This window comes from Micromonospora sp. HM5-17 (assembly GCF_003762835.1).
Taxonomy (GTDB): domain Bacteria; phylum Actinomycetota; class Actinomycetes; order Mycobacteriales; family Micromonosporaceae; genus Plantactinospora.
Window position 1 is genome coordinate 1,086,910 of the sequence record NZ_RJWA01000001.1, and the last position, 12,729, is coordinate 1,099,638.

General features: G+C 72.9%; 9 protein-coding genes. 4 read left to right on the plus strand and 5 right to left on the minus strand.

Annotation, left to right across the window (positions count from 1 at the left end; genetic code table 11):
• Positions 1–323: 323 nt before the first annotated feature.
• The 4 genes from EF879_RS05010 to EF879_RS05025 all read left to right on the plus strand — a co-directional run bounded on the left by EF879_RS05010 (position 324) and on the right by EF879_RS05025 (position 4,848).
• Complete coding sequence (locus EF879_RS05010; protein WP_123555006.1) at positions 324–3,395, plus strand: nitrate- and nitrite sensing domain-containing protein; 3,072 nt, start codon at positions 324–326, stop codon at positions 3,393–3,395.
• Complete coding sequence (locus EF879_RS05015) at positions 3,392–3,802, plus strand: roadblock/LC7 domain-containing protein (RefSeq protein ID WP_123555008.1); 411 nt, start codon at positions 3,392–3,394, stop codon at positions 3,800–3,802. The genes EF879_RS05010 and EF879_RS05015 overlap by 4 nt, the downstream gene beginning before the upstream one ends.
• Positions 3,803–3,866: 64 nt before the next feature.
• Positions 3,867–4,235, plus strand: coding sequence for a DUF742 domain-containing protein (locus EF879_RS05020; RefSeq protein ID WP_123555010.1), 369 nt, complete (start codon positions 3,867–3,869; stop codon positions 4,233–4,235).
• Positions 4,216–4,848 (plus strand): ATP/GTP-binding protein, encoded by a 633-nt coding sequence (locus EF879_RS05025; RefSeq protein ID WP_123555012.1) that lies wholly within the window; start codon positions 4,216–4,218, stop codon positions 4,846–4,848. The genes EF879_RS05020 and EF879_RS05025 overlap by 20 nt, the downstream gene beginning before the upstream one ends.
• 109 nt (positions 4,849–4,957) lie before the next feature.
• Here EF879_RS05025 and EF879_RS05030 read toward each other — a convergent pair whose 3' ends face one another.
• The 5 genes from EF879_RS05030 to EF879_RS05050 are packed head-to-tail and all read right to left on the minus strand — an operon-like array spanning position 4,958 to position 12,647.
• A complete protein-coding gene (locus EF879_RS05030; RefSeq protein ID WP_123555014.1) occupies positions 4,958–6,046 on the minus strand; it encodes a uroporphyrinogen-III synthase in 1,089 nt (362 codons plus the stop codon).
• Positions 6,046–6,432, minus strand: a complete 387-nt coding sequence (gene nirD / locus EF879_RS05035; RefSeq protein WP_123555440.1) for a nitrite reductase small subunit NirD — start codon at positions 6,430–6,432, stop codon at positions 6,046–6,048. The genes EF879_RS05030 and nirD overlap by 1 nt, the downstream gene beginning before the upstream one ends.
• A 2-nt stretch (positions 6,433–6,434) precedes the next feature.
• Entirely contained in the window at positions 6,435–9,014 is a 2,580-nt protein-coding gene (gene nirB / locus EF879_RS05040; RefSeq protein ID WP_123555016.1) for a nitrite reductase large subunit NirB, read from the minus strand.
• Complete coding sequence (locus tag EF879_RS05045) at positions 9,014–10,480, minus strand: FAD-dependent oxidoreductase (protein WP_305036037.1); 1,467 nt, start codon at positions 10,478–10,480, stop codon at positions 9,014–9,016. The genes nirB and EF879_RS05045 overlap by 1 nt, the downstream gene beginning before the upstream one ends.
• A 40-nt stretch (positions 10,481–10,520) precedes the next feature.
• Positions 10,521–12,647 (minus strand): molybdopterin oxidoreductase family protein, encoded by a 2,127-nt coding sequence (locus EF879_RS05050; protein ID WP_123555019.1) that lies wholly within the window; start codon positions 12,645–12,647, stop codon positions 10,521–10,523.
• Positions 12,648–12,729 lie beyond the last annotated feature (82 nt).

Below are 12,729 nucleotides of genomic sequence, written 5' to 3' on the forward strand. Positions count from 1 at the left end.
GCGTCTGGGTCAAGCGCAGGATAGCCCCGGACGGTTTCGGGACGATGGATCCCACATAGTGATAAGAGGGGGTACGGGTGGAGCGTAACTTTCCAGAATCAAGCGACCACTCTCGTGATATATGCCCTGATCAGAGACTTGCTGTTTCCTCGATCCGTCGGGCCCGAGGGTAGTGGACACGGGATGCCCGACCTTCGCTACCCTACCGTCGCTTCCCAAAGCGGCCTTCTTCTGATGAAATCGCGGCCGTGCCGCGTGCGGCTCGATCCGCTGCAGCAGGCATCGGTCGAAGGGTCACGTAAAGAAACGACGGAGGCGATGTCGTGAGCACCGGACCTACGACCCTGCCCGCCAAAGGCCCGCGGGAGGGGACCGCACGACGGCGGTGGATCCCGCGGCTACGGGATGCCCGAATCCGGTCGAAACTCGCGCTGATCCTCGTCGTGCCGGTCGCGGCGGTCATCGCGCTGGCATCGATCCGGTTGGTCGATATTGGACAGGGCGCGTACGAGGCCACGGTGGTGCGCTCGCTCACCGAGCTCTCCACCGACGTCTCGGCGCTCACCCAAGACATCCACAAGGAACGGATGGCGGCGGCGCGGCTGCTCGCCGATCCAAAGGCGAACGCGGACGCGTACAACGCCTTCGTTCGGCGCACCGACGAGCGGATCGCCGCCTACAACGACCGGCGCGGCGAGCTGAGCGACATTCCCGCCTCGGTCGAGGCCCGGCTCGACGTCATCGACGACCGGCTCGCGACCCTCAACGGCACCCGCCAGGAGGTGCTGGACCGGCGGCAGATGGCCCCGGCCGAGGCCGCACTCCGGTACGGCGTGATCGTCAGCGCCCTCGTCGCGTACGGCGACGCCCTCGGCGAGCTCTCCGGTGAGGGCCCCGTCGGGGACAGCCTCCGTACCCTCTCCGCGCTCGCCCAGGCCAAGGAGGCCGTCGCCGAGGAGGAGGCGGTGGTCTACAGCGCTCTGGCCGGTGGCAAGCTCGACGAGGAGCAGTTCTCCGCCTTCGTGGCGACCCTGACCGGCCAGCAGGAGGCGCTCCTGGCCTTCAGCGCCTCCGCGAGCGCCCGCCAGCGGGAGGTCCTGGACGGCGCCGTCACCGGTGACGCCGTGCTCCTCGCCGACCAGGTCGCCCAGGAACTGACCCGGTCCGTCGGCCAGCGGGCGCCGATGAGCGCCAACTCCGCCGCGATCGCGATCGGCTCGGTCAACGACCTGATGCGCTGGGCGGAGACCCAGCTCGAGGCGGACCTGCTCCGTCAGGCCGACCAGGCCCGGTCCGAGGTCGTCCAGCAGGCCATCGTCGAGTCGGTGATCGTGCTGATCACCCTGCTCGTCGCGATCGCGCTCGCCGTCGTGCTGGCCCGCTCGCTCAACCAGTCGCTGCGGCGGCTGCGCGAGGGCGCCCTGTCGGTGGCGAACCACGACCTGCCGGAGGCGGTCAAGCGGCTGCAGAACGTCGGCACGATCGGCGAAGGCGGGGTCGAGGAGATCGTCCGGCAGGTCCGGGACCCGATCCGGCTGCCCAACAAGGACGAGATCGGCCAGGTCGCGCTCGCCTTCAACGTCGTGCACAAGGAGGCGGTACGGATCGCGGCCGAGCAGGCGGCCCTGCGGACCAGCGTCTCGGCGATGTTCCTCAGCCTGGCCCGCCGCAGCCAGACGCTGGTCGACCGGATGATCGGCGAACTGGACGCGATCGAGCGTGGCGAGGAGGACCCGAAGCGGCTCGCGAAGCTCTTCGAACTCGACCACCTGGCCACCCGGATGCGTCGCAACGACGAGAACCTGCTGGTGCTGGCCGGTGCCGACTCCACCGCGCCCCGTCGCGAGGACGCGCTGCTGATCGACACGCTGCGCGCCGCGCAGTCTGAGGTGGAGCTCTACAACCGGATCGAGTTCGGCACGGTCGACCCCGACATCTCGGTCGCGGCGCACGCCGTCAACGACGTCGTCCGGCTCGTCGCCGAGCTGCTCGACAACGCGACCCGCTTCTCGCCGCCGCACACGACCGTGGTCGCCGACGCCCGGCGGATCCGCGACTACGTGCTGATCCAGGTGGAGGACCGGGGCCTCGGGCTCAGCGAGGAGCAGATGGACGCCCTCAACCGTCGGCTGGCCGAGCCGCCCGCCGTCGACGTGGCGACCTTCCGGCTGATGGGTTTGGCGGTGGTCGGTCGGCTCGCCCACCGGCACGGCATCCGGGTCGACCTGCGGCGCAACGTGGAGGGGGGCACCGTCGCCCAGGTGACCCTGCCGTCCAGCGTCATCGTGCTGCCCAAGCCGCGGGGACGGGAGCAGATCCTCGGCCGGCCGCGGCAACCGCTCGCCGTCGAACCCGGGCCGTCGGCCGCCACGGCGGCCCCGAGCCCGAGCGGAGGCTGGTCAGACCAGCTGGCGACGACCAGCGCCTCCCGTACCCCGACCCTGACCGACCAGTGGCGCAGCGCGGTACCGGCGCAACGGCAGACCCCCGCCACCCCGGAGCCGTCGCGGCCGATGCCGGTCAACGTCGGGCCCTCGCCCGCCCAGCCGGCGACGCAGCTGACCGCGACACAACTGTCCGGGACGCCCACGCCGACGTACCAGACCGTGCTCCCGAGCCAGAACACGCCGCAGCCGGACCTCTCCACCGGATCCGGGGTCAGCGCGCCGACGCTGGCGTACCCGACGGTCGGTTCGCTGCCGCAGCGCACGCCCGGGACGGCGGGTCCGATCGCGGGGCAGAGCCTGACCCCGGCGACCACGTCGAGTCCCAGCCTGCCGGCGGGGCCGGTCGCGGGCTCGCCGGCCACCAGTCCGGCGAGCGTCGCCCCCCGCGTGGAGGACAGCGGCGAGGCGCCGATCTTCCGGGAGATGGAGGCGGTCTGGTTCCGCTCGCACGGGTCGGACGCCACCGCGATCTTCACCGTTCCGGCCGACGGCTACCAGCAACCCCCCGCACCGGCGGCGTCCCCGACGTCATCCGGCACGGCGACCCCGGGCCGGGCTCCGTTGACCACCCGTACTCCGGGGCAGTCGGCACCGCCTCCGGCCCCGTACACTCCACCATCGACTCCGTCGGCCGCACCGGCCCCGGCGGCACAGCCCACCACGCCACCCGCCGGTGCCTGGCGGACGGCTGCCGACGAGGGTTGGGCCCTGGCCAGCCGGGCCGCGCAGCCGACCACCGGTGGTACCACCCGGTCCGGTCTGCCAAAGCGGGTGCCGCAGGCGCAGCTGGTGCCCGGCGGCGTCGACGTCAAGCCCCGGGAGCGGACCCGGCGGAGTCCGGATGAAGTACGCGGTCTGCTGTCGGCCTACCACCGCGGGGTCCAGCGCGGCCGGACGGCCGGCGTAGAGCAGTACGGCATGACCTCAACCAAGGAGACGAGCGGATGAACAGGCCAGCAGCGATGCAGGACATGAGTTGGCTGCTCACCAACTTTGCCGACAGCGTCGCGGGGATCGCGCACGTGGTGGCGGTCTCGGCGGACGGTCTGCTCCTCGCCTCCTCACGTGACCTGCCGCCGGACCGGGCCGACCAGCTCGCGGCCATCACCTCCGGCGTGGTCAGCCTGACCGACGGCGCCGCGCGGATGTTCAGCGCCGGCGGCGTCCTGCAGACCGTCATCGAAATGGACAGTGGCTACCTGTTCTTGATGTCCATCAGCGACGGCTCCTCGATGGCCGTTCTGGCCGCCCGGAACTGCGACGTGGGCCAGGTGGGCTACGAGATGGCGTTGCTCGTAGAGCGGGTGGGCGCGGCCCTGTCCCCGTTGCCACGGGAGACCGTCACACGCCAGTAGCGCGTCCTGTCGCAGGATGGACCCGGTGCAGCCGCAACCCTGACCACGAGGAGGTGACCGCAAGATGGAGGGACGACGTGAGGATCCGCGGGGTGCCCTCGTCCGGCCGTACGCGGTCACTCGTGGCCGCACCGAGCCCCGTCAGGAGATCGCTCTCGAAGCGGTACTCTCGGCGAGCCCGGCTGCGGTCGTCGAAGCCCGCTTCGCCGGTCACGACAAGCACCGCATCGCCACCATCTGCGAGGGCCGGGCGCAGTCGCTGGCGGAGATCGCCGCGTACACCCGGCTGCCGTTGGGTGTCGCCCGGGTGTTGGTCGCCGACATGGTGGCGGAGAGCCTGCTGACGCTGCACAGTGCCGCTCCACCGGCGGAGGCGTACGAGGAGCGGATGGAACTGCTTGAGAGGGTGCTAAGTGGACTTCGCAGGCTATGACCCGGCCCGGTCACGCCGCAGCGGTGGCGGTGGAGGGATCACCTCCGCCAAGATCGTCATCGCCGGCGGCTTCGGGGTGGGCAAGACGACGCTCGTGGGCGCCGTCTCCGAGATTACCCCGCTGACCACGGAGGCCGTGATGACCGCCGCCGGGGTGGGCATCGACGATCCCTCCAAGGTGCCGGGCAAGGAGACCACCACGGTCGCCATGGACTTCGGCCGGATCACGATGGCCCAGGACCTGATCCTCTATCTGTTCGGTACTCCGGGACAGACTCGGTTCTGGTTCATGTGGGACGAGATCATCCGTGGCGCGGTCGGTGCGGCGGTGCTGGTCGATGCGCGGCGGATCACCGACGCGTTCGCACCGCTCGACTACTTCGAGAACCGGAAGTTGCCGTACGTGGTGGCGTTGAACTGCTTCGACGGCGCCCCGCAGTACGAGTCGGAGGAGGTACGGGAGGCGTTGGCGATCGCGCCGTCCGTACCGCTGGTGATGTGCGACGCGCGGCAGCGCGAGTCGGTCAAGCACGTGCTGGTCAACGTGGTGCAGCACGCGATGGCGACGCTCCGGGCGGAGCACGGCCGCGGGCAGCCCACGCCGGTCGGCTGACCGTCGTGCGTCGGCCGGCGTGGCCCCGCCACGCCGGCCGACGCACGTTGCGCCGGAAGTCGCGGCCCGGCCCGCCGGCTGGTCCGGGGCGGCGGCGATGTCCGGGCGGTCAGTCGACCGACAGGCGGTAGCCGCGCTTGACCACGGTCTGTACCAGCCCGGAGGTACGGAGCCCGGCCCGGAGCCGGGCCACGGCCATCTCCACCGCGTGTTCGTCGGCGCCGCGCGGGAGCGTCCGCAGCAGGGCGGCCCGGGACATCACCCGCCCGGGCGAGGCGGCCAGCGCCCGTAGCACCGCCATCGGCGCCGGCGCCAGCGGGCGTAGCTCGCCGTCCAGGATCGCCGCGTGCCCGCGCAGGGTCAGCAGGTGACCGGCCACCTTGATACTGACCGCCCGTTGCGGCAGCTCGTCCACGATGGTTCGGACCAGGGCGCCGAGTCGGGCGCGGTGCGGCATCGCCACCGGTACGCCGTGCCGGCGCAGCGGGGCCGCGGTGACCGGCCCGACGCAGGCGGCGAGGACATCGGTACGCAGCGCGTCCAGCACCGCGTCGGTACTCGGCCCGGCGGCGCGGAGCAGCGCCGTCACGGCGGGCGCGGAGGTGAAGGTCACGGCGTCGACCAGCCTTCCGGCGATGAGGTCGATCAGCCGGTGCAACGGTGCCGGATCGGTCGGCGGCGCCCAGCGGTAGACCGGCACCTCGATCACCGTGGCGCCGGCCGCCTCCAGTGCGGCCGTACACTCCGGCTGTCGTTCGCCGTGCAGCTGCATGGCGATGAGCTGCCCACGTACCCCACGCCGCCGCAGGTGGTCGATCACCTCGTCGCAGCTCTCCGACGCGGGCGACCACTCGTCGTGCAGGCCGGCGGCCCGGATGGCGCCCCGCGCCTTCGGCCCGCGGCTGACGATGTAGGCCCGGGAGAGCACCGAGCGCAGCGCCTCGGCCAGCCCCCAGCCCTCGGCCGCCTCCAGCCAGCCGCGCATGCCGATGCCGGTGTTCGCCATCAGGATGTCCGGCGGGTTGTCGAGGCAGGCCCGGGTCGCCGCCCGCAGCTCGGTGTCGTCGGCGAGCGGCACGATGCGCAGGGCCGGGGCCAGCACGACCCGGGCTCCCCGCCGCTCCAGCATCGCGGTGAGTTCGTCGCGGCGCCGGTCCGCGGTCACCCCGATGGTGAATCCGGAGAGCTCGTCGGCCATCAGCGGGCTCCGCCGACGTCGGCCATCGGGCGGGACACGGCCGGGGTGGCCACCTCGACCAGGCCGGCGCGGCAGCGTACCCGGTAGGTCGGCACCGCCACCCCGGGCACGTCGAGGCACTCACCGGTGCGCAGGTCGTAGACCTGCTTGTGCAGCGGGGAGGCGACCGTCGGGATGTCGCCCCGGGTCCCGACGATGCCCCGAGCCATCACGTAGGCGCCGGCGATCGGGTCCCGCTGGCCGATGGCGTAGAGCGCGCCGTCGTAGGTGCGGAACAGGGCGACCTGTTCGCCGTCCACCAGCGCGGCCACGCCACGCTCCGGCTCTAGTCGGGGGTACGGGCAGACAACCGTCCACCGCAGGCCGTCGGTGATCGTGGCGTCCAGAGTCAATTCGTTACCCCCATCCTGGTCGGAAGGCCGAGCGCCACCGGCCGGCGGTCCGGACGGGCCGGAACGGGCTGTCCCCGTTCCACCTCGAACGTGATCGACGGGTCCGGTACGTCCGGCGCGTTGACGAAGGACGTGAACCGGCGCAGCCGGTCCGGGTCGGCGAGGGTCTCCCGCCACTCGTCGGTGTACGACTCGACGTGTCGGGCCATCGCGGCGTCCAGTTCGGCGCAGAGCCCGAGCGCGTCGTCGACGATGACCGACCGCAGGTGGTCCAGCCCGCCGTCCAGCGCCTCGATCCAGGCGGCGGTGCGCTGGAGCCGGTCCGCGGTGCGGATGTAGAACATCAGGAACCGGTCGACGTAGCGGACCAGCTCCTCGGTGGAGAGGTCGGCGGCGAAGAGCTCGGCGTGTCGGGGCCGGAATCCGCCGTTGCCGCCGACGTAGAGGTTCCAGCCGCGCTCGGTGGCGATGATGCCGAAGTCCTTGCTCCGGGCCTCGGCGCACTCCCGGGCGCAGCCGGAGACCGCTGCCTTGATCTTGTGGGGTGCGCGAAGCCCCCGGTAACGCAGTTCCAGGGCGATGGCGAGCCCGACCGAGTCCTGTACGCCGTACCGGCACCAGGTGGAGCCGACGCAGGACTTCACGGTGCGCAGCGCCTTGCCGTACGCGTGGCCGGACTCGAAGCCGGCGTCGACCAGCCGCTTCCAGATCTTCGGAAGCTGCTCGACCCGGGCCCCGAAGAGGTCGATCCGCTGCCCGCCGGTGATCTTCGTGTAGAGGTTGAAGTCCCGGGCCACCTCGCCGATGACGATCAGCTTCTCCGGGGTGATCTCCCCACCCGGGATCCGCGGCACCACCGAGTACGTCCCGTCCCGCTGGATGTTGGCCAGGAAGTGGTCGTTGGTGTCCTGCAGCGACGCCTGCTCGCCGTCGAGCACGTAGCCGTTACCGAGCGAGGCGAGGATCGACGCCACCACCGGCTTGCAGATGTCGCAGCCCCGCCCCCGGCCGTGCTCCGCGACGAGCCGGGAGAAGGAGGTGATACCGCGGACCCGGATGATGTCGAAGAGTTCCTGCCGGCTGTGGTCGAAGTGCTCGCAGAGCGCCTTGCTGAGCGGCACTCCGGAGTCGGCGAGCAGCTGCTTCAGCATCGGTACGCAGGACCCGCAGCTCGTCCCGGCCCGGGTGCACTCCTTCAGCGCCGGTACGTCGCGGCACCCCTCGGCGATCGCCCCGACGAGCTGGTCCTTGGTGACCGCGTTGCAGGAACAGACCTGGGCGCTGCCGGGCAGCGCGGCGATCCCGGCGCCGGTCCCGGTGCCGTCGCCGGACGGGGCGAGCAGGGCGAGCGGCGGGCCGGGCAGCGGGCCGCCGACGCTGGCCCGCAGCGTGGGATAGGCGGTGACGTCGCCGACCAGCACCCCACCGAGCAGTGTCTTGGCGTCGTCGGAGAGGACCAGCTTGGCGTAGACCCGGGTCGCCGGGTCGACGAACGTGACGTCGAGCGAGCCCGGGCTGCGGCCGTGCGCGTCGCCGAAGGAGGCGACGTCCACCCCGAGCAGCTTGAGCTTGGTCGAGGTGTCAGCGCCCGGGAAGCGCGCCGTGCCGCCGACCAGCCGGTCGGCCACCACCTCGGCCATCGCGTAGCCGGGCGCGACCAGGCCGTAGCAGACCCCCTCGACGGCGGCGCACTCGCCGACGGCCCAGATCCGTTCGTCGGTCGTGCTACGGCAGGTGGTGTCGACCCGGACACCGCCACGCTCGCCGAGTTCCAGCCCGGCGGCCCGGGCCAGCTCGTCCCGGGGTCGGATTCCGGCCGCCACCACGACCAGGTCGGCCGGGAGCCAACCACCGTCGGAGAGGGTCAGCCCGGCCAGCCCACCGTCCGGCCGGGACCGGACGGCGGTGGTGGCGACCCCGAGGTGTGGAGTGACGCCCAGTTCCTCGACGTAGCGGCGCAGCATCGCCCCGCCCGCCTCGTCGACCTGCATCGGCATCAGCCGGGGCGCGAACTCCACCACGTGGGTGCCGAGGCCGAGCAGCCGCAGCGCGTTCGCCGCCTCCAGGCCCAGCAGACCGCCTCCGATCACCACGCCGGTCCGCCGGCCCTTGGCGAAGTCGCGGATCGCCGCGAGGTCGTCCAGGGTGCGGTAGACGAAGACGCCCGGACGTAGCCGCGGGGTCGGCCCGGGGGCGTCCGGTCCCGCGTCGACGTACACGCCGTCGATCGGCGGCACGAACGGGTACGACCCGGTCGCCAGCACCAGCGCGTCGTACCGGTACTCGCCGGCCCCGGTGCGGACCACCCGGCGGTCCCGGTCGATGGCGAGGGCCGGCTCGCCGAGCCGCAGGTCGACCCCGTCGTCGGGGCGGTGCAGGTTGAGTTCCTCCGCGCTGACACCGTCGAAGAAGGCGGACAGCCGGACCCGGTCGTACGCCGGCCGGGCCTCCTCACCGAGGACCGTGACCTGCCATCGGCCGGCGGTGTCCCGGGAGCGTAGCGCCTCGACGAAGCGCTGGCCCACCATGCCGTTGCCGACGACGACGAGTCGTCCGCTCGTTTTCTCGCTGCGCATCAGGCTGCCACCTCTTCCGCCGTGTCGGGTGTGTCTACCGCGGACAGCCAGTCGAGGATCCCCTCGACGGCGTCCCGGCAGCTGCCGCAGCCGGTGGTCGCCCGGGTGGCGGCTACCAGGTCGTCCATGGTCCGGGCTCCGGCGCGCCAGGAGCGCACCAGCGCGCCCTTGCGCACGGTGTTGCACTGGCAGACGGTCGCCGCGTCCGGCATCAGCGCCGGCGACTCGGTCGTGGTCGGGGCCGCCGCGTCGCGGCTGCGGCCGAGCAGCAGGGTCCGGCGGTCCAGCGGCACCGGGGCACCGCGGTCGAAGAGCTGGATGACGGTGCCGACCGACGGGTTGTCGCCAAGCATGATCGCCGCGGTCAGCCGTTCGCCGACGATCCGCAGCCGTGCGTACGTCCCGCGGGCCGGGTCGGAGAAGCTCAGCTCCTCGACGTCGGGATCGCCGCCGCCCTCCGGGTCGCCCATCGCCGCCAGGTCGATGCCGGCGGCCTTCAGCCGGGTCACCGGGGGCCGGGGACGATAGCGTTCCCGCGGGTTCTCCCCGGTCAGCACCCGGGCCAGCACCCGCGCCTGCTCCCAGGCCGGCGCGACCAGCCCGGTCACCACCCCGTCGTGCTCGGCGCAGTCGCCGAGCGCCGAGATGTCCGGGTCGCTGGTGCGCAGCCGGTCGTCGACCACCACCCCCCGGTTCACGGTCAGCCCGGCGGCGCGGGCGAGCGTCACCTCGGGGCGGACCCCGCAGGAGAGGACCAGCAGGTCGGTCTCCAGCTCCCGTCCGTCGGAGAGGGCCAGGCGTACCCCGTCGGGCCCGGCGTCGACCGCGGTCGCCGCTACCTCCAGGTGGGTGGTGACGCCGAGCCCGGCCAGGGTCCGGGCCAGCACCGCGCCGGCGGCGGGGTCGAGCTGCCGTTCCATCAGGTGTCCGACCGGATGCACGACCTGAACGTCCAGCCCCCGGGCCGCCAGTCCCCGCGCCGCCTCCAGCCCGAGCAGCCCGCCGCCGAGCACCACCGCCCGGCGCGCCCGGGCCGCGACGGCGAGGATCCGGCGGCAGTCGTCCAGGGTCCGGAAGACCGCCACCCGCGCCGGCAGCCGTTCCGGGTCGAGCCCACGCACCGGCGGGACCAGCGCCCGGCCGCCGGTGGCGAGCACCAGGTGGTCGTAGCCGAGCATGTCGCCCCGGTCGGTGGCGACGGTGTGGGCCGCCGGGTCGACGGCGGTGACCCGGACCCCGGGCCGGACGGCGATCCCGTGCCCCGCCGCCTCGGCCAGTTCCACACCGGACTCGTCGACCGTGCCGGCGAGCAGGCTGGAGAGCATGATCCGGTTGTAGGCACGGTGCGGCTCGGCCCCGAGCACCGTCACCTTGACGTCGGGCGAGTGGGCCGGTAGCTCGGCTGCCAACCGGGCCCCGGCCATGCCGTGTCCGACGATGACGATCCGGTTGCCTGACGTACCCACGGTCACCTCGCTTCCTTCACGCACGTTGCTGCCACCCGGCTCACGCCTTCTCGACCCGCACCGCGCAGACCTTGAACTCCGGCATCCGAGAGACCGGATCCAGAGCGTCGCTGGTCACCGAGTTGATCCGGGCCGTACCCGGCCAGTGGAACGGGGCGAAGACGGTGTCGGGACGGATGCCCGGGCTGAGCCGCGCGGGGGCCCGCATCTCGCCCCGGCGACTGGTCACCCGAACCTCGTCGCCGTCGTCGATGCCGAGCCGGACCGCCAGGTCCGGGTGGAGCTCCACGAAGGCGCCCGGCGCGGCCGTCCGCAGGGGCGCGATCCGCCGGGTCTGTGCCCCGGACTGGTACTGCGCCAGCACCCGACCCGTGGTGAGGTAGAGCGGGTAGTCGGGAGTCGGCTCCTCGTCGGCCGGGCGGTACTCCACCGGAACGAAGCGGGCACGTCCGTCCGGGGTGGGGAACCGGTCCGTGAACATTCGGGGCGAGCCCGGCAGGTTTGGCTCCGGGCACGGCCAGAAGACCCCGTCCTCGGCGTCGATCCGTTCCCAGCTGATCCCCGCGTAGTCGGCGATCCCGCCGGCCGAGGCGTGCCGCAGTTCGGCGAAGACCTCGCGGGGCTCCACCGGGAAGCGGAGACCGGCGCCGGCCGCCGTCACCGGGGCGAGCCGCCCGGCCAGGTCGGCGAGGATCTCCAAGTCGGTCCGAACGCCGGCCGGTGGTGGGCGGAGCGCCCGGCGGCGCAGCACCCGTCCCTCCAGGTTGGTCATCGTCCCGTCCTCCTCGGCCCACTGCGCGGTGGGGAGGACCACGTCGGCGAGTTCCGCGGTCTCGGAGCGGACGAAGTCGGCGACGACCAGCAGGTCGAGGGCGCGCAGCCGTGCGGTGACCCGGGCGGCCCGGGGCGCCGAGACCACCGGGTTGGAGCCGAAGACCAGCAGCGCCTTCGGACCGTCGGCGGTGCCGAGGGCGCTGAGCAGTTCGTACGCGGAGAGGCCCGGCCCGGGCAGCGTCTCGGGACGTACGCCCCAGACCGCGGCGACGTGGGCGCGGGCGGCGGGGTCGTCGATCCGCCGGTAGCCGGGGAGCTGGTCGGCCTTCTGCCCGTGCTCGCGGCCACCCTGCCCGTTGCCCTGTCCGGTGAGGCAGCCGTACCCGGAGCCGGGGCGGCCGGGGAGCCCGAGCGCCAGCGCGAGGTTGATGAACGCGGTCACCGTGTCGACGCCCTTGGCGTGCTGCTCGGCTCCGCGGGCGGTGAGGATGATCGCCCGCTCGGCGGTGCCGAGGGCCCGGGCCGCCGCCTCCAGGTCGGCCACCGGCACCCCGGAGAGCTGTTCGACCCGGGCCGGCCAGTAGCTCGCCACCACCCGCCGGACCTCGGTGAACCCCGTGGTCCGGGCGGCGATGTAGTCCTTGTCGAGCCAGCCCTCGGCGAGCGCGATGTGCAGCAGCGCGTTGGCGACCGCGAGGTCGGTGCCGGGGGTGGGTTGCAGGTGCAGGGTGGCCTGCCGGGCGGTGGCGGTGACCCGGGGGTCGATGACGATCAGGGTGCCGCCGCGCTGCCGCTGCTCCACCAGGTAGCGGACCAGGGGCGGCATGGTCTCGGCGACGTTGGCGCCGACCAGTAGCAGGGTGTCGGCGGTGGCGAGGTCGGCCAGTGGAAAGGGCAGGCCCCGGTCGACGCCGAAGGCGCGGTTGCCGGCCGCCGCCGCCGAGGACATGCAGAACCGGCCGTTGTAGTCGATGTTGCGGGTGCCGAGGACGACGCGGGCGAACTTGCCGAGCGCGTACGCCTTCTCGTTGGTCAGGCCGCCGCCGCCGAAGACCGCGACCGCGTCCCGGCCGTACGCCGTCTGGACCCGTCGGATCCCGGCCTCGACCCGGTCCAGCGCCTCGGTCCAGCTCGCCGGCCGCAGGTCGCCGTCGGGTCGGTCCCGCAGCAGGGGCGTGGTGAGCCGGTTCGGGTGGTCGAGGAGCTCGGCGGCGGTCCAGCCCTTCTGACAGAGCCCGCCGCGGTTGGTCGGAAACCGCCGGGGCAGCACCCGAACCCCGGAGTCGGTACGGCGCAGCGTCATGCCGCACTGCAACGCACAGTATGGGCAGTGGGTGGCGACGTCCTGGGACACATCCGCCGAATGCGTCGCAGCTCGTGCACCGTCTGTCATGTCCGAAGCGTGCCGGCGGCCCGTTTCACCATCGGGTCCCGTGTGTTTCGGGCCTGTCAAGAGCCGCTCACACAGGCTCGGG